The sequence below is a fragment of the Bradyrhizobium guangzhouense genome (assembly GCF_004114955.1).
Classification (GTDB): Bacteria; Pseudomonadota; Alphaproteobacteria; order Rhizobiales; family Xanthobacteraceae; genus Bradyrhizobium; species Bradyrhizobium guangzhouense.
Map to the genome: position 1 here is coordinate 4,386,307 of NZ_CP030053.1, position 16,223 is coordinate 4,402,529.

General features: G+C 64.7%; 16 protein-coding genes and 1 pseudogene. 4 read left to right on the forward strand and 13 right to left on the reverse strand.

Annotation, left to right across the window (positions count from 1 at the left end):
- Positions 1-165 precede the first annotated feature (165 nt).
- The 4 genes and pseudogenes from XH91_RS21195 to XH91_RS39425 form a co-directional block, all read right to left on the reverse strand.
- A complete protein-coding gene (locus XH91_RS21195; protein ID WP_128952370.1) occupies positions 166-1,032 on the reverse strand; it encodes an efflux RND transporter periplasmic adaptor subunit in 867 nt (288 codons plus the stop codon).
- Positions 1,029-1,235 (reverse strand): DUF1656 domain-containing protein, encoded by a 207-nt coding sequence (locus XH91_RS21200; protein WP_128952371.1) that lies wholly within the window; start codon positions 1,233-1,235, stop codon positions 1,029-1,031. The genes XH91_RS21195 and XH91_RS21200 overlap by 4 nt, the downstream gene beginning before the upstream one ends.
- Positions 1,232-3,283, reverse strand: a complete 2,052-nt coding sequence (locus tag XH91_RS21205) for an FUSC family protein (RefSeq protein WP_128952372.1) — start codon at positions 3,281-3,283, stop codon at positions 1,232-1,234. Before XH91_RS21205 ends, XH91_RS21200 begins: the two co-directional genes overlap by 4 nt.
- 200 nt (positions 3,284-3,483) lie before the next feature.
- Positions 3,484-3,638, reverse strand: a pseudogene (locus XH91_RS39425) (amino acid ABC transporter substrate-binding protein); the annotation flags it as partial.
- A 123-nt stretch (positions 3,639-3,761) separates the two neighbouring features.
- Here XH91_RS39425 and XH91_RS21220 point away from each other — a divergent pair.
- From XH91_RS21220 to XH91_RS21230, 3 genes are all read left to right on the forward strand, one after another.
- The gene (locus XH91_RS21220) at positions 3,762-5,003 is read left to right on the forward strand and encodes an amidohydrolase family protein (protein ID WP_128952373.1); all 1,242 of its coding nucleotides are present in this window, start codon (positions 3,762-3,764) and stop codon (positions 5,001-5,003) included.
- A 37-nt stretch (positions 5,004-5,040) separates the two neighbouring features.
- On the forward strand, positions 5,041-6,246 hold the full coding sequence (locus tag XH91_RS21225; RefSeq protein ID WP_128952374.1) for an amidohydrolase family protein: 1,206 nt from the start codon (positions 5,041-5,043) through the stop codon (positions 6,244-6,246).
- Between the two features lie 150 nt (positions 6,247-6,396).
- Positions 6,397-6,720, forward strand: a complete 324-nt coding sequence (locus tag XH91_RS21230; RefSeq protein ID WP_128952375.1) for a hypothetical protein — start codon at positions 6,397-6,399, stop codon at positions 6,718-6,720.
- Positions 6,721-6,723: 3 nt separating this feature from the next.
- On the opposite strand, the gene XH91_RS21235 is transcribed toward XH91_RS21230, so the two are convergent.
- From XH91_RS21235 to XH91_RS21270, 8 genes are all read right to left on the reverse strand, one after another.
- Positions 6,724-7,638, reverse strand: coding sequence for a DUF1932 domain-containing protein (locus XH91_RS21235; protein ID WP_128952376.1), 915 nt, complete (start codon positions 7,636-7,638; stop codon positions 6,724-6,726).
- A complete protein-coding gene (locus XH91_RS21240; RefSeq protein ID WP_128952377.1) occupies positions 7,638-8,507 on the reverse strand; it encodes a substrate-binding domain-containing protein in 870 nt (289 codons plus the stop codon). Before XH91_RS21240 ends, XH91_RS21235 begins: the two co-directional genes overlap by 1 nt.
- A gap of 22 nt (positions 8,508-8,529) precedes the next feature.
- Entirely contained in the window at positions 8,530-9,213 is a 684-nt protein-coding gene (locus XH91_RS21245; RefSeq protein ID WP_128952378.1) for a 4-carboxy-4-hydroxy-2-oxoadipate aldolase/oxaloacetate decarboxylase, read from the reverse strand.
- On the reverse strand, positions 9,210-9,923 hold the full coding sequence (locus XH91_RS21250; RefSeq protein WP_027517331.1) for a PIG-L deacetylase family protein: 714 nt from the start codon (positions 9,921-9,923) through the stop codon (positions 9,210-9,212). The genes XH91_RS21245 and XH91_RS21250 overlap by 4 nt, the downstream gene beginning before the upstream one ends.
- Before the next feature lie 66 nt (positions 9,924-9,989).
- Positions 9,990-11,291 carry a C4-dicarboxylate transporter DctA gene (gene dctA, locus XH91_RS21255; protein ID WP_128952379.1) on the reverse strand — a complete coding sequence of 434 codons (1,302 nt, stop codon included), beginning with the start codon at positions 11,289-11,291 and terminating at the stop codon, positions 9,990-9,992.
- Positions 11,288-12,172 carry an amidohydrolase family protein gene (locus tag XH91_RS21260; protein ID WP_128952380.1) on the reverse strand — a complete coding sequence of 295 codons (885 nt, stop codon included), beginning with the start codon at positions 12,170-12,172 and terminating at the stop codon, positions 11,288-11,290. Before XH91_RS21260 ends, dctA begins: the two co-directional genes overlap by 4 nt.
- The gene (locus XH91_RS21265) at positions 12,172-13,125 is read right to left on the reverse strand and encodes an amidohydrolase family protein (protein WP_128952381.1); all 954 of its coding nucleotides are present in this window, start codon (positions 13,123-13,125) and stop codon (positions 12,172-12,174) included. The genes XH91_RS21260 and XH91_RS21265 overlap by 1 nt, the downstream gene beginning before the upstream one ends.
- A 74-nt stretch (positions 13,126-13,199) precedes the next feature.
- Positions 13,200-13,910 (reverse strand): TetR/AcrR family transcriptional regulator, encoded by a 711-nt coding sequence (locus XH91_RS21270; protein ID WP_128952382.1) that lies wholly within the window; start codon positions 13,908-13,910, stop codon positions 13,200-13,202.
- A 115-nt stretch (positions 13,911-14,025) separates the two neighbouring features.
- Here XH91_RS21270 and XH91_RS21275 point away from each other — a divergent pair, with 115 nt between their 5' ends.
- Positions 14,026-15,006, forward strand: a complete 981-nt coding sequence (locus XH91_RS21275; RefSeq protein ID WP_128952383.1) for a tripartite tricarboxylate transporter substrate binding protein — start codon at positions 14,026-14,028, stop codon at positions 15,004-15,006.
- A 10-nt stretch (positions 15,007-15,016) separates the two neighbouring features.
- Here XH91_RS21275 and XH91_RS21280 read toward each other — a convergent pair whose 3' ends face one another.
- Positions 15,017-16,162 (reverse strand): mechanosensitive ion channel family protein, encoded by a 1,146-nt coding sequence (locus XH91_RS21280; protein ID WP_128952384.1) that lies wholly within the window; start codon positions 16,160-16,162, stop codon positions 15,017-15,019.
- Between the last annotated feature and the right edge of the window lie 61 nt (positions 16,163-16,223).

Sequence of the window (16,223 nt, forward strand, 5' to 3'; positions counted from 1 at the left end):
CCTTCTCCCCTTGCGGAAGAAGGTGGCGCGCAGCGCCGGATGAGGGGCATCTGTCAGCACGGTAAGCGCGGAGACTACCCCTCGCCCTGGCGAGTATGTGCCAACCAGCGAAGATGCCCTCTCCCACAGGGGGAGAGGGCACAGCAACGAGCAACTCGCAGCGAGCTAGTTCAACACCTCGACCGTCGCCGAGCGGCCTGCGACCAGCGAGATTGCCTCAGGCACCGGATCGAGGGCGATGCGGACCGGCACGCGCTGGGCAAGCCGCACCCAGCTGAACGTCGGATTGACGTTGGCAAGCAGGCTCGCACCCTCGGCGCGGTCGCGGTCTTCGATACCGGCGGCGATGCTCTCGACATGGCCTGACAGGGTCGCCTTCTCGCCCATCAGACGGACGCGAACCCTGTCACCGACGCGAATGCGCGCAAGCTTCGTCTCTTCGAAATAGCCTTCGACATGCAGCGTATCGCTGTCGACCAGCGCCATCACGCCCTTGCCGGCGGAGACGTAAGCGCCTGGGCGCAGATCCATATTGGTGATGACGCCATTCACGGACGCCCGCACCTCGCTGCGATCGAGATTGAGCTGGGCGACCGCGCGATCGGCCACCGCCGCATCGAAGGCGGCCTTGGCCTGAAGCTGGGTCGCGAGCACCTGCTCCTGCTTCTGCTGCGACACTGCATCCGTCGTCAGCGCAGTATAGCGCTTCAGATCGGCGTTGGCCTGATCGAGCGTGGCCTGATGACCGGCGACAGCCGCATCGGCCTGCCGCAAAGCCAGCGCGAATCGTTCACGATCGATCCTGAACAGTACGTCGCCGCGATGGACCTTCTGGTTGTCCTTGACGAGCACGTCGGTGACGAAGCCGGAGACGTCTGGTGCGACCTGCACCACGTCGGCACGCACACGGCCATCGCGCGTCCATGGCGATTCCAAATAATAGACCCAGAGCGCGCGGCCGACGGCGAGCGCCGCGATGACCACGATGGCCGTCACCGCAAGCCGGCCGAGCCAGGCAACATTTCCTTTCATGGGAGATACTCCGAGAGATAGACCACGCCGCCGAGCAGGCAGACGAAAACAGCGAAATCGAACAGCGCGCGGTGCCAGACCAGACGGTAGAGGTCGAAGCGCTGCATGAGCCTACGCAAAATCGCGCTCAGCACATACGCGACGATGATCCAGAGCAGGAGCGCCGGCACGAGCACGCCGTAGATATCGATCACGTATCTCATGCCGCCACACTCGCATCTGCGCGCGGCCGGTACGCAGGCGCGTCCGGGAACAGGCCGCGCCTGATACCGACGAGGCCGATCAGGGCATCTTCGCGCGCGCTGTCATTGGGATCCTTCACCGCCTGGCCCAGCGCCCGGTCGACGCCAGCCAGAAGCTCGCGCGGCATTCCCCCGCCCGCATAGTTGCGGCAGGCAATGGCGAGCTGGTCGAGCATGTCGTCGATGACGGCGATAGTCGACGCCGCGAGCCCGTAGCGCGCGCGGCGCAGATCGATGATGTTGATGCCGATGCGGAGCTGCACCAGGCTGTCGGCGTCGCGGCGATCGCTCTCCGACAGGAAGGCGATGCGCTGCACCAGCAGCCCGAGACGGTGCAGCATGAGACCCGCGAACTCCGCGCGATCGCGTTTGCCGCGCCGTTCGGCCGCAATCGCGATCGTGGTCCAACTCGACAGCACCAGGCGGTTGGCGATCCACTCCGCCCCCACCCCGCGCGCAATCCGCGTCACGATCTCGGCGATCAGCACACCGACGAAGAATGCCACGGCGGAATTGGCATAGGACGCGAAATCCGCGACGTAGGTCGATTGCAGCGCCAGCAGCGTCGCCGTGTTGGCGGCGAGCGCCATGCCGGTGCCCGCCGTGGCGGGCCGGCCGATCAGGAAGCCGTAGAGCAGGAAAGTCGGTGCCAGCGCGACGATCAGAACCTCGATATGGGAGATCGCAGGCACCAGCGCGAACAAATAGATCGCGACGACCACGATGGCGACCAGCGACCACAGGCCGAAGCTGCGGATAAATCGCGCCGGCTCGTCCTGCGCGGCGAAGAACGAGCAGGCCACGGCCGCCATCATCGGCGCCGAGGCGCCGTCCGGCCAGCCCGTGCCGATCCAGAACGCGCAGCAGATCAGGATGGCGGTCGCGGCGCCTGCCGCCGACCATAGCGCCAGGCCGCGATCCCTGTGGCGCACCGGCGCGGCGCCGGCTTCGGAATGGAAGGCGAGATCATCAGTGGAGATGCTGCGGCCCTCGCCAATGGCCTCGGTCAGCGCACGGCAGTCGCGCGAGAGGTCAACCAGATCGCGCAACCGCGACAGCAGGCTGGTGGTGATAATTCGCTCCCAGGAGGCATTGTCGTTCAGCCCCGCCTGCTGCTCAGCTATCTCGCCACGGATACGGTCGGCCGGCTGCCGCGCACCGACGTCACTCACGATCCATTGCGCAAGTTCTTCCAGCAAGCGCTTCAGCTCCGGCCGGCGCCCCAGGGCCTCCTCGCCCAATGCAGCCAGCCGATCCTCGATCGAGGCGATCACCGGCAGCAACGTCAACATCCGCAGCCGGATCTCGCCGAGGCTGGTCACGGCATTGCGGTCGGTCAGGCGATCATAGGCAAGATGAGTGGAGAGCGTGTCGATCTCGACGATGTCGGTCGCGAGCTTGAGGCGCTTGCCGCGGCGGATATCGCCCGTCGCGTCCCGCAACAGCACGGCCTGGCTGAGACGGCGTGCATCGGAAAGCCAGGTGTCGACGCGATGGGCCACGGCCGGTGCGACGCTGCGGGGGAACACGATGGTGGAGACGAGGCTGGCGCAGATGATTCCGAGCGAGATCTCCTCGAGCCTCGCCACCGCGGTGTCGAAAATCGCGCCGGGGTCGGACACCGAGGGGAAGCCGATCAGCGCCACCGTGTATCCGGCCAGCATGAAGACATAGCTGCGCGGCGTGCCGTCGAGCAACGACAGATAGAGGCACAGCCCGACCCAGAGCGCGATCGCGAGGCACAGGAGTTCCGGCGCGTTGATCAGGTTCGGCACCAGCGCCACCGTCATGATCGCGCCGACCAGCGTGCCCATGACGCGGAAGAAGGCTTTCGAGCTGGTGGCGCCGGCCAGCGGCTGCGAGGTGATGTAGACGGTCGCCATCGCCCAATAGGGCCGCGGCAGGTCCATGGCGAGCGCAATGATAAGCGCCAGCATCGACGCGGCAAACGTCTTCAACGCGAAAATCAAGTCCGCGTGGCGGACCAGAAACGGCTCATTTTCGCGCATGACTATTCGGCTCTGGATGCGCTGATGCGTCTCGCAGGTTATCGCAAGTTCGTCCGCACCGATATCCTTCAGCAAGGCTAGGGCGCGCCGGAGCACGCGGTTGGTCTCCTCGACCCTCGGCCTCGCCCCACTTTTGTCAAATGTAGCGTTTTGGCACGGCGGTCTTTTCCCGGCGATGAGAGGTGGAAGCCGCCCTCGCCTCACTTCACCCCATCCACGTCCGGATCGGCGCTCGAGCTCGGGGTCTTGAAGGCGGCTCGCAAGGCTGGCGACATCGGAACGTTGTAATTGATGCCGTTGGGCGGGTCGGCGATTCCAGCCACTTCCTGTAGAGCAGCTCGATCTCCGGGCTTGCGTCGTGCCGGCCGCCAGATCAGCTTGGGTCTACCAGCTATCGCGGCTTTCGATATGGCGGCAGGCCCGTCGCCTCCGCTACATTGCCACCATCCAGGAATCGCTTATCAGTCAGATCCCCTTCATGACCGCCCAGACCGCCTTCGACCTGATCTTCCGCAACGCCCTGATGCGATCATCCCCGACGCCCGTCGATATTGGAGTGACGGGCGGACGCATCACCGCGATCGAACCCCACCTGGCCTGCGAGGCCGTCGAGATCGATGTCGGGGGACGGCTGGCCCTGCCCGGCTTCGTCGACACTCACATTCATCTCGACAAGGCCTGCCTGTTGGAGCGCTGCGGGCACATCCACGGCACGCTCGGCGATGCCATCCGCGCCGTCTCGGCGATGAAGCGGGATTTCAGCACGGACGATGTCTATGCGCGCGGCGCCAAAGTGCTCGAACGCGCCATCGTGCACGGCACGACGCGGATGCGCACCCATGTCGAGATTGACCCGCGCATCGGCCTGCGCAGCTTCGAGGCGGTCAAGGCGCTCAAGCGGGACTATGCCTGGGCGATTGACCTGTCGCTATGTGTGTTCCCGCAGGAGGGCCTGACCAACGACCCCGGCGCCGATGAGCTGCTGCTTCAGGCCTTGCGCGACGGCACCGACGCGATCGGCGGCTGCCCCTATACCGACACCGATCCGAACGCGCATCTGAAGCGCATCTTCGATCTCGCCCAACAGTTCGACCTCGACGTCGACCTTCATCTCGATTTCGATCTCGATCCCTCCTGGTCACATCTCGACGAAGTCATTGGGCAAACCGAGCAGCGCAATTACGGAGGCCGCGTCGCGATCGGGCATGTGACAAAGCTCTCGGCCCTGCCTCCGGAGCGGCTGAAGGCCGCCACCGCACAGCTGGCCAAGGCCGGCGTCGCCATCACGGTGCTGCCGGCGACCGATCTGTACCTAATGGGGCGCGAGGCCACCCATAACGCGCCGCGCGGACTGACGCTCGCACACAAGCTCGTAGCCGGCGGCATCGTCTGCTCGGTCGCCACCAACAATGTGCTCAATCCCTTCACGCCGTTCGGCGATGCCTCGCTGCTGCGGATGGCGAACTTCTACGCCAATGTCGCTCAAGCCGCCGTCGGCGATTTCGACACCTGCCTCGATCTCGTCACCGAGCTGCCGGCGCGGCTGATGAATCTCAAAGACTATGGCATCGCGGTCGGCAAGCCCGCAGATCTCGTCGTCCTCGATATCAAGGACAGCCGCTTCGCCATTGCCGAGCTGCCTGAAATCCTGATGGGGTTTAAAAACGGACGGCAGACTTTTGAGCGGTCGCCGGCCAAGCTGCTTCATCCGCGAAACTGAACCGCGCGCGACACATCGACCCTACGGGAGCAACCGGATGGCCTTCGACAAGATCTTCCTGAACGCCCGCTTCGACGGCGGGGCGCGGCATCACATCGCGGTCAAGGACGGCCTGATCGCCGCGCTTCTGCCGACCGACACGCCCGCAAGCGGCGTCGAGACCGTCGACCTCGGCAACGCCCTCGTCGTTCCCGGCTTCGTCGAGGGCCACATCCATCTCGACACCAGCTTCTATGGCGATGCCTGGCGTCCGCACAAGCCGTGCACCGCCGGCTTCAACGTGCACGAACGCGTGGCCTTCCAGGCTCAGAACATGGCCGAGGCGGCGCCGATGGACGTGCGGGCGCGCAACCAGCTCGATCTCTGCATCGGTCATGGCTCCACGCAGATGCGCAGCCACGTCATGGTCGACGGCTCGGTCGGCCTGAAGTCGCTCGAGACGATCCTGCGCGTGCGCGAGGAATATCGCGGCCTGATCGACATCCAGCTCGTCGCCTTTCCCCAGAGCGGCATCTTGACGAGCCCGGGCACGCCGCAATTGCTCGACGAGGCGATCGGCGTCGGTGCGAACCTCGTCGGCGGGCTCGATCCCGCGAGCTTTGATCGTGATGTCGAGAAGCACCTCGACGTCGTGTTCGGCGTCGCCGAGAAGCATGGCGTGGATGTCGACATCCATCTGCACGACATGGGCACGCTCGGCGCTTTCGAGATCGAGCAGATCGCGGTGCGCACGCGCGCGCTCGGCATGGAGGGCCATGTCGCCATCAGCCACGCTTACGGGCTCGGCGATATCACGGCGGATCAACTCAAGGGCATCGCCGACATCCTCGCCCGCTCCGGTGTCGCGATCATGACCAACGCGCCGGGCGCCCGCGCCTTCCCGCCGATCCTCATCCTGCGCAGCGCCGGCGTCACCGTGTTCAGCGGCAACGACAACATCCGGGATTCCTGGTGGCCCTACGGCGACGGCGACATGCTGCGGCGGGCGACGACGCTCGGCTATCGCTCGGGTTTCAACGTTGATGAGGAACTTCGCGTCGCGTTCGACGTCGTCACTGCGTCAGGCGCCAAGGCGCTACGGCTTGAAGGTTACGGCCTGCATGTCGGCGCCAAGGCGGATTTCGTGACGCTGGACGCGAAGCATGTTCCGGAGGCCGTGGTCGCGGTGCCGCAGGGCCGCGCTGTGTACAAGGCAGGTATGCTCGTCGCGCTCGACGGTAGAATTGTCGGGAAACAGCGCTGATCCCAGACCTTTCTGGCCCGATTCACCGCCAATTCGCCTCGAAATCCGAGTCCGGTAGAATCCCGGACCGTAGCTCCACGAATTGCTCGAAAGGTGGTCCTAACCATAATTGGACGCGCGCACTGACCATCTGCGTTCTCTGGGGAAGTTATGGATACGTTCAGCGCATTCAGCAGCATTGATTATCAATCGATCCGGGCCAAGACGCCCGCCGAGATGGCCATCAAGCGATTGAGCGGCATCGGCGAAGTGTTGTCGGGGCTCGATATCGCCACGATGAACTCGCAGGACGACAAGGCCCGCGCGCTGCGCACGCTCGATACGGCCGACAAGTGCATTCGCATGGTCTTGACCGACTTCAAGAGCGAGCGCACCAAGGACGTCACCCGCGAAGCCAATCGCCTGATTGACTCGATCGAACTCGCTCGCGATGAAATCTCGAGCCTGCATCGCGCCAGCGGCGTCCCGAGCTGAGCGCTACGGCTTGATCTTCGCCAGGATGCGGTCCGCCTCGGTGCGCCAATCGGCGCTGCGGGCGAACTCCTTCGTCCCCTTGGTGCCGAACAGGCCCTCGTCGGCGAGATCGGCAACCCAGGCCTGACGCTCGGCCGTGCCTTGCGCAGACCAGGGCGTCAGCCCGGCTTCGCGGACGGTCTCGGCGACCTCACGCACCTCTTCGGCGCGGCGGCGGCCATGCTCGATCACGCGCTGGAAGAAATAGGCGCCCTGCTTCTCCCAGTTGATCGCGGGAAAGGTTTCCGTCAGCGACGCCAGCACCGCATCCTCGACGCCATAGGCACGTGCAGTGGTGAAGCTTTCGATAACCATGGCCTCCAGGCCCTTGATCATGATGCTGCGGCACATCTTCACCGCCGAGGATACGCCGAGCTTGTCGCTCGCAACCTTCGCCGCAAAGCCGATCGCATTCAGCAGCGGTTCGAGCTCTCTTGCGCCGGGGCCACCAAGCAGCAGCGGCACCTTGATCCGATAAGGCGGCACCGAGGTCATCACCGCGCCCTCGACATAACGACCGGCCGCGCCGTCGATCAGCGCGGCCGCGCGCTGCTTGGCGCCTGGAGAGGCCGAGTTGAAATCGAGGAACCAGGTGCCCTGGTTGATCGCATCAGCGCAGGCTCTTGCGACCGGCACGGCCTGACTGGCGGTGACGGCCGAGATGATGAAATCGGACTTCGCGGTCAGCTCGGCATGCGACGCCGCCAGCATCACGCCGAATTTTGCGGCGTGCTCCTTCAACACGGCGCCCTGTTCGCCTCCAAGCTTGATGTCGTAAGCGGCGACCTTGATGTCCTGCCGCCGGAGATCCTCGGCCAGGATGCGGCCGACCTCGCCATAGCCCACCAGCCCGATCTGCCACCGCTTCGGATCCGCCATCAATTCAATCCTCGCGTCGTTGCGTCGAAGAGTTCCTCGACCGGATAGCGGCGCGGAATCAGCGCCTGCTGGAATGCATAGTCGATGATCAGCTCCAACGGTTTCCTGTTCGCCTCGATCCCGAAGGGCAAGAGGTCGGGTGTCGCCGCCGGCCCCGTCTGTTCCTTGTTGCGCTTGAGCAGATCATAGATGCCGGCCACCACGTCGGGACGCGATTTCGCAAGGCCTTCGGTCACGACCACGAGATGGTTGACCGGCACGACGCCACGGCGCGCATACCATTTGGCCGCTTCCGCGCCCGGATCGGGGAACAGCGACTTCACCTTGGGATCGTTTGAGGTCTCTCCAAGAACGGCATCGACCTCGCCGTCGAGCAGCATCTGCAAGACCTTCTTGTCCTTCGGCGCGCGCTCGGTGGTGTCGACATATTCGGCGACGTGCGGATCTTCGAAGGTAACCCAGCGGATCTTGTCGAGATTGACGCCGTAATCGTTGGCGAGAATGCCTCGGATCCAGGCCCCGGTCGTGGTCGTGAACGAGCGGATGCCGACGCGCTTGCCTTCGAGATCGCCGGGCCCGAGCGTCCCGTGCGCCGGATTGTACAGCGCATAGGCATGCTGGAAACGGCCGAGCATGGTCGCCGGCAGCAGCACCAGCGGCTTGCCGTGGGCCTTCGCCATCAGGTAGGTGACGATCGCCATCTCACAGACGTCGAAGGCCTGCTCACGCACCATCGGCTTGAATGCCGTGTTGGTCGGCTTGTACTCGATGAAGTCGAGATCGAACAGGTCGGAGCGGAGCTCGCCACTCTTCACCGCCTCGACGTGAGGGTGACTGCCGAGCACGGCCTTCAGCTTGAGACGATCCATCCGCCCTCTCCGCTCCTCTTCCTCAGACGTCCTCGGGATTGTCGACGTAGACGAGCCCCGCTTTCGCCAGCGCCTCGCGCATGCCGTACATGTCGAGGCCAAGCTCGCCCGAAGCAAGCCGCGTGCGCTTGCCGCCCTCATCGGCGTTGCGCTTCTTCGCTTTCTCGGCAACTTCAGCGGCGTAACGCTTCGGCACCACGACGACGCCGTCGTCATCCGCGACGATGATGTCGCCGGGATCGACGTTCACGCCGGCGCAGACCACGGGGACGTTGACCGAGCCGAGGGTCGCCTTCACAGTGCCCTTGGCCGAGACCGCCCGCGACCACACCGGAAAGTTCATCTCATGCAGCGCCTTGACGTCGCGGCAGCCGGCATCGATGATCAGCCCCTGCACGCCGCGCGCCCTCAGCGAGGTCGCGAGCAACTCGCCGAACATGCCGTCGGTGTTGTCGGTGGTGCAGCCGACGACGAGGACGTCACCCTTCCTGCACTGCTCGACCGCGACATGGATCATCCAGTTGTCGCCGGGCTGCGCCAGCACGGTGACGGCGGGACCGGCGATCGACGCGCCGGCCCAGACCGGCCGCAAGTATGGCTTCATCAGCCCGAGGCGGCCATAGGCTTCGTGCACGGTCGAGACGCCGTACTCCGCCATCCCGGCGGGGTCGGCTCGCTCGATGTTGCGAACGACGACAGGCTTCATGCCAACTCCTCCGCAACCGTCGGGAACAGGCGCTGATAGGCCTCGCCATAGGTCATGGGCACGCCGGTGTTGCGGCTGCCCTGGATACCGCGGTTAAGCGCAACGCGCTCGTAATAGCCCCAGAGATGCTTTTGCGCGGCGAGGATCTGGAACGCCTCGTACTTCTCCTTCCAGACCTCGTCGATCTTGAGCAACAGATCCGGCTTGTAATTGCATTGCTCGGGCTGGTGCGGCTCGAACAGGAACACCGGTGGGGCGGAATATTTATATTGCGCGCCGGGCTTGTGGCCCATCGCCTGCGCGACCACGCGGGTCTCCTGGGCGAAATGCGCCGCGTTCGGGTGGTCGAAATTATAGGGATCTTCCAAAGCGTGCGTCAGCACGAAGCTCGGATTGAGCTCGCGGTAGATGTCGACCATGCGGTCGAAATGCGCTTCGGTGAGCTTGAGCGGATAGTCGCCACAGTCGAAGAACTCGATCTCGGCTCCTAACAGCTTGGCCGCCCGCTCCGCCTCGTCCTTGCGGCCGGCCTTGACCGATTCCAGCGTCGCGCCCTTTTCCTTCCAGGCGAACTGGCTCTCGCCGCGCTCGCCAAAGGACATGCAGACGATCTTCATGCGATAGCCCTTCTTCGCATGCAGCGCGATGGCGCCGCCGGCGCGCCAGACGAAGTCGCCGGGATGGGCGGTGATCACGAGACCTGTTTTCATGGGAGAACTCCCCTCTTTCGTTCGTCAGCATCATAGGCTGCTCGCGTCATGCCGGCAGCAAGTTCATCAGGCGGCGGCGGCCGCAGGTTCCTCACCGTCGAGTACGCGCGTCAGGCGCTCACCATCGAGCGCGCCTTCCCATTTGGCAATCGCGATGGTCGCAACCGCGTTTCCGATCAGATTGGTCGGCGTCAGCCCCTGCGACATCAGGCGATGGATGCCGAGCACCAGCGCGACGCTCGTCACCGGAATCGTGCCGGTGGCCGACAATGTCGCCGCCAGCACGACAAAGGCCGCGCCCGCGATGCCCGCAGCACCCTTGGAGGTCACGAGCAAGATCAGCAGCAGCTCGATCTGCTCGGCGAGTCCGAGCGGCGTGTTGGTCGCCTGAGCCAGGAACACCGAGGCGGCAGCGAGATAAAGGCACGTGCCGTCGAGATTGAAGGAATAGCCGGTCGGAATCACCAGTCCGACCACACTCCTCTCGCAGCCGGCCTTCTCCAGCTTGGTCAGCATGCGAGGCAGCACTGTCTCCGACGACGTCGTGGCGATGCAGATCAAAAGCTCTTCCCAGATATAGCGGATCAGCTTGAGCAACGAGAAGCCGCAGAGCCGCGCGACGGGGCCAAGCGCCACGATGATGAAGATGACGCAAGTGAGATAGAAGCCGCCGAGCAGCTTGCCGAGCGAGGCCAGCGATCCCACGCCGAACTTGCCGACGGTGAAGGCAATCGCGCCGAACGCGCCGATCGGCGCCGCCCACATCACGAAGCCGACCACGGCGAATACCATCTTGGCGGCGATGTCGACCAGATGGACCAGCGGCGCGGCGCGCTCGCCGAGCTGCACCAGCGCAAACCCGCACAGCACTGAGATGAACAGGACCTGGAGGATGTTGCCCTCGGCAAAGGCGCCGATGAAGGTCGCCGGCACGATGTTCATCAGAAACGGCACGAAGCCGATCACGGTGGTCTGCTTGACATAGGGCTCGACCGCGCTGGCATTGATGCTGGCGGGATCGATGTTCATGCCGGCGCCGGGCTTGAGTACATTCACCGCGATGAGACCGATGATCAGCGCGATCGTTGTCATGATCTCGAAATAGACGATGGCCTTGATCGCAACGCGCCCGACCCGCGCCATGTCCGCCATATGCGCGATGCCGTGGACGACGGTGCAGAAGATGATCGGCGCGATCAGCATCCGGATCGCCTTGATGAAGGCGTCGCCAAGCGGCTGCATCTTGGCCCCTAGCTCGGGACTGGCGATCCCGAGCGCGATGCCGGCCGCCATGGCGATGAGCACCTGGATCCAGAGCTCCTTCCACCAGGCGCGCCCGCGCGGCTTGTCGATCGCCATCGCGGTCATCGGTCGAACTCGAACAAGCGTGCGGGATTGTCGACCAGGATCTTCTGCTGGAATTCCAACTCCGGCGCGAACAGCGGGATCAGGTCGACGAGGTCGCCGTCGTTCGGCATCACCTTGACGTTGGGATGCGGCCAGTCGGTACCCCAGATGACGCGGTCCGGGGCGGTCTCGACAATCTTGCGTGCGAACGGCACGGCGTCAGTAAAAGGCGGGCCGGCCGACGAGACCCGCTCCGAGCCGCAGATTTTGACCCAGCACTTTTCGTCGCGCTGCATCAGCTCTATCAGGATCTTGAACGGAAGCTGGCCGAGGCCTTCCGATGCCTTCACGCGTCCCATATGGTCGATGGTGTAGCTCAGCGGCAGCCTGGTCAGCATGTCGGCATGGTCAGGCAGATCGATCGCATCGAAGTGCAGATCGATGTGCCAGCCGAGCGGTGCGACCATCGCGACGATGCGGTCGAACACACGCTTGTCGGGCACGCCGCCGAGATGGCGAACGAAATTGAAGCGGCAGCCGCGGAAGCCGCCTTCGTGCAGCACGCGCAAGCCCCGCTCGCTGATGGTGTCGTCGATATTGGCGACCGCGCGATAGGCACCGTTGCTCTGCGCGATCGCATCGAGCGCCACCGTATTGTCGGTCCCGTGCACGCTGGCATTGACGATGACCGCGCGCTCGACGCCGAGCTTGGCGTGGAGCACCTTGAAGTCCTCGAGCGGCGCATCCGGCGGCGTGTAGGACCGGTCAGGCGCGTAAGGGTATTTCGCGCCGGGGCCGAAGATGTGGCAGTGCGCATCGCATGACAGCTTTGGCAGCTTGAATTTTGGCGTGCGCGTGTTGGGATCGGGCGGCGGAATGGTGGGCGTGTACGTCATCTTGATCAGCTGAATTTGAACAGGCGCGCGGGGTTGTCGACCAGCAGCTTCTGCCGGATCGCCTTGTCGGGCGCATAGAGGGGGATCAGGTCGACGATCTCGCCGTCATTGGGCATGATCTTGACGTTGGGATGGGGCCAGTCGGTGCCCCAGATGACGCGATCCGGCGCATTGTCGATCAGCGCCCTCGCGAACGGCACGGCGTCGTGGAACGGCTTTCCGCCCGCGGAAGCGCGCTCCAGACCTGTGATCTTGACCCAGCACTTCTCGTCGTTCTTCTGGAGATCGAGCAGCGCCGTGAAGCCTGGATCGCCGAGACCCTTCGCGGCTTGAACGGTCCCCATGTGATCGATCACGTAAGGCGTCGGCAGCGCAGTCAGGATCGGTGCGAAGTCGGCAATCGTACCGGGCTCGAAATAGACGTCGATGTGCCAGCCCAGCTCGGCGACGCGGTGCACGATGCGCTGGAACTTGTTCATGTCCCCGACGCCGCCGAGGCGCTTGAGGAAGGCGAAGCGGCAGCCGCAGATGCCGGCCTTGTCGAGCGCGGCAAGCTCCTTCTCGGTCATCTCATCGCTGACATTGGCGATGCCCTTGTAGGCACCCTCGCTCTGCGCGATGGCATCGGTGACGACGCGGTTGTCGGTGCCGTGCACGGTGGCATTGACGATCACGCAGCGCTCGACGCCGATCTTCTCGTGCACGCTGCGGAACGTCTCCAGCGGCGCGTCGGCCGTGTTGTACGGGCGCTTTTCCGAGAAGGGATAGCGGGACGCGGGTCCGAAGATATGCGTGTGGCTGTCGCAGGATTTCGGCGGCAATTTGAACGACGGGGTCTTGGGATCGGGATCCGGCGGCTTGATCGTCGGAATCGCCCTCGGCTCTTCCGCACGCACTTTGCCTGCGAGCGCGGCGCCGGCCAGCCCGGTCAAGAGATGGAAGCACTCCCGCCTGTTCATTTCCCAAAACACCCCGTTACATGTCCGCTTGCGAGCGAAGGCGCCGTGACGCGCCTCCCCTCAGGCGGTTTCTTTCAAGTCTTGCTGCTTGCGATAGCCCGCCGCCGCGCCGGCGTCGCCTGATCCAGCGCGGGTGCCTGGAATGCTGCAACGGTGGCCTGCACCATCTGCTCGATGGCGTTGGCGGCATCATTGCCATCGGCCTCGCCGCGCGACAGGCGCGAGACACGGTCCGGCGTCACCAGCGAGTAGTACAGCGCGCCGAGCAGGAAGTGGCTGCGCCAGACGATGTCGGTGCGCGGAATGTGCGGCAGGCTCTCGTGGATCGCGTCGATGAAGGCGTGGCTGGTGTCGTCAAACGTCTGCGCGATGATCTTTCGCGCCACTTCGTTGCCCTCGGCCGACATCACCGCGCGCAGCCGCGTGAAACGCGCGCCGCCGCCGGCGAGATCGCTGCCCGAGGTGAAGGCCGGCACCACATAGGCCCGCACGATGGCTTCCAGCCGGTCCTGGAGATCGCGCACGCGCTTGGCGGCGGCGAGCAGCTCGGAGCGGCGCAGGTTCATCGGGCCGCAATGCCGGCGGTAGATCTCCAGCAGCAGGCCGTCCTTGGTCTTGAAATGATAGGTGACGCTGCCAGGGTTGGCCCCAGCCGCGTGCGCGATATCGCGCACCGAGACGGCGTTGAAGCCGTTGGTGGCGAACAGCTCCTCGGCCGCGGCGAGGATCGCCTCGCGCATGTTCGGCTTGCGGGCCGTTTCCTTGCTGGTGGGCTTGCGTGCCATGTGATTTGTACTATCGTACAAAAGATCAGGTCTCGTCAACAAAAACCACGGGCAATGTCCGGAGGCGGCTCGAAGACCACCGCGGGCGCGAAAAGCCCTTAGGGAGTGCTGAACCATGCTTGGGTTGAAAATGACGATCGGCCGCCTGATGCTCGGCGCCGGTGTGCTGTTCGCCTGCGGCGCCGCGCGTGCCGCCGACAGCTATCCGAGCAAGCCGGTCCACATCCTGGTGCCCTACGCGGCCGGCGGGGCCGTCGACGTGCTCGCCCGCACGCTCGGCCAGGCACTCGCGAAAACCTGGGGCCAGCAGCCCGTGATCGACAACCGCCCCGGCGCCGGCGGCATCGTCGCCTCGCAGGCGCTGACGCAAGCCGCGCCCGACGGCTACACGCTGATCCTGGTCGCCAGCGGCCATCCGCTCAACCAGTTCATTTATCCGAGTGTGCCCTACGACACGTTCAAGGATTTTACGGCAATCACCGAAGTCGCCTCCTCGCCCCTCGCGATCGTGGTCGCAAAGGACAGCCCCTACAAGACGCTCGGCGATCTGCTCGCCGCGGCGAAGAAAGATCCCGACAAGCTCTCCTACGGCATGTCCGGCAACGGCACGTCAGCACATCTTGCCGGCGAGCTCCTGAAATACATGTCCGGCACCAGGATCGTCGCGATCCCCTACAAGGGCGGCGCGCCGGCGCTGACCGCGGTCATATCAGGCGAGATTCCGCTCAGCATCAATCCGCTGGCGGAGGCGATCGGCCAGCTCGACGGCGGCCCGGTGCGGGCACTCGCCGTGACTTCGGCCGAGCGCTCCAAGGCGCTGCCGAACGTGCCGACGGTCGCCGAATCCGGCGTCCCAGGCTACGACGTCCCTGTCTGGTGGGGCGTGCTGGGACCCGCAAAGATGCCGCCCGAGATTGTCACGAAACTCGAGGCCGATCTGAAGGCGGCGCTGCAGGACCCGAACGTGATCTCCACGCTGAGCAAGATCGGCGCAACCCCGGTCGGCTCCTCGCCCGGGGAATTTGACGCCTACATCCATGCCGAAGCGACCAAATGGGAGCCCGTGCTGAAGGCCGCCGACATCCGCGCGCAGTGAGGGTCTCCTCCTAGTTGCGCGCGCTGGCCCGCATCTGCTCCGGCTCGGCCGGGCGCCGGAAGAATTCGGTATCACCGCCTCCTCCCGACGGGATCAGGATGGCGCGCTCGCGCGGCAGGGCTTCCGGCATCTCGTCGCGAATGAAGGCAATCAGCTTCTCCCTGACCTCGCAGCGCAGGTCCCAGGATTGCGGCGCATTGCGCGCGCTGACCAGTGCGCGTAGCTCGATGGTGCGCTGGTCCGCATCGATCACCTGAAGATTGACTACGGCGCCGTCCCATAGCTTGGACTCCTTCACGGCACCCTCCAGCCAGCGCCGGATGCGCGGCACGTCGGCGCGATAGTCGACATGAAGCGCGATCACGCCGATCAGGGACGCCGTATCGCGGGTCCAATTCTGGAACGGCTTTTCGATGAAGTAGGACAGCGGCACCACCATGCGGCGCCAGTCCCACAGCCGGATCACGACATAGGTCGCGGCGATGTCCTCGACCCAGCCCCATTCGTTCTCGATGATGACGGCATCCTCGATGCGGATCGGCTGGGTGATGGCGATCTGCAGGCCCGCGATGAGATTGCTGAGCAGCGGCCGCGCGGCGAGACCGACGATTATACCGGCGGCACCGGCCGAGGCGAACAGGCTGACGCCGTATTGCCTGACCGAGTCGAACGTCATCAGCGCCGTCGACACCGTGATGATGACGATGATGATGTCGGTCACGCGCTTGAACACGCGCACCTGCGTCACGTGCTTTCGCGCGACGAAATTTTCGGTGACGTCGCGAAAATTCTGCAGATAGCGCGCCGCGCTCATGTCGACGATCCGGATCGAGATCCAGCCAATCAGCGCGATGAAGGCTACCACGAACAGGCTCGTGAGCGGAGCGCGGAACGCATCGTCCAGAGGGGCGAGCGGCAGAACCAGCGCGACGGCCGCCAGGCACAGCGCGAGCTGCGCCGGGCCGGACGTGCGTTCGATGAACACGCTCAGCAATGGAAGCCGGGTTCCGAAGGTGCGTTTGAGCAGCCATGTTGCGAGCCGATAGAACGACAGCGCAATCAGCATCGCCCCGGCCACCAGGCCGAGACCGATAAACCATGATGGTATCCACCCGAACATCCTATCGATGTCAGTCATGATGGCTTGGCGATTCATTCATGTCCCCGCAATTGCGTTCGCGGCCCAACGCGTCTGCGGGAGCTTCGCTCCCACGCTC

Bases quoted from the DNA above. Each gene is read 5' to 3' on its own strand.
- XH91_RS21280 (WP_128952384.1), bottom strand. From the start codon at position 16,162: ATGAATCGCCAAGCCATCATGACTGACATCGATAGGATGTTCGGGTGG.
- XH91_RS21265 (WP_128952381.1), bottom strand. From the start codon at position 13,125: ATGAACAGGCGGGAGTGCTTCCATCTCTTGACCGGGCTGGCCGGCGCC.
- XH91_RS21205 (WP_128952372.1), bottom strand. From the start codon at position 3,283: ATGCGCGAAAATGAGCCGTTTCTGGTCCGCCACGCGGACTTGATTTTC.
- XH91_RS21225 (WP_128952374.1), top strand. From the start codon at position 5,041: ATGGCCTTCGACAAGATCTTCCTGAACGCCCGCTTCGACGGCGGGGCG.
- XH91_RS21250 (WP_027517331.1), bottom strand. From the start codon at position 9,923: ATGAAAACAGGTCTCGTGATCACCGCCCATCCCGGCGACTTCGTCTGG.
- XH91_RS21200 (WP_128952371.1), bottom strand. From the start codon at position 1,235: ATGAGATACGTGATCGATATCTACGGCGTGCTCGTGCCGGCGCTCCTG.
- XH91_RS21195 (WP_128952370.1), bottom strand. From the start codon at position 1,032: ATGAAAGGAAATGTTGCCTGGCTCGGCCGGCTTGCGGTGACGGCCATC.
- XH91_RS21230 (WP_128952375.1), top strand. From the start codon at position 6,397: ATGGATACGTTCAGCGCATTCAGCAGCATTGATTATCAATCGATCCGG.
- XH91_RS21235 (WP_128952376.1), bottom strand. From the start codon at position 7,638: ATGGCGGATCCGAAGCGGTGGCAGATCGGGCTGGTGGGCTATGGCGAG.
- XH91_RS21240 (WP_128952377.1), bottom strand. From the start codon at position 8,507: ATGGATCGTCTCAAGCTGAAGGCCGTGCTCGGCAGTCACCCTCACGTC.
- XH91_RS21270 (WP_128952382.1), bottom strand. From the start codon at position 13,910: ATGGCACGCAAGCCCACCAGCAAGGAAACGGCCCGCAAGCCGAACATG.
- XH91_RS21245 (WP_128952378.1), bottom strand. From the start codon at position 9,213: ATGAAGCCTGTCGTCGTTCGCAACATCGAGCGAGCCGACCCCGCCGGG.
- XH91_RS21220 (WP_128952373.1), top strand. From the start codon at position 3,762: ATGACCGCCCAGACCGCCTTCGACCTGATCTTCCGCAACGCCCTGATG.
- XH91_RS21275 (WP_128952383.1), top strand. From the start codon at position 14,026: ATGCTTGGGTTGAAAATGACGATCGGCCGCCTGATGCTCGGCGCCGGT.
- dctA (WP_128952379.1), bottom strand. From the start codon at position 11,291: ATGACCGCGATGGCGATCGACAAGCCGCGCGGGCGCGCCTGGTGGAAG.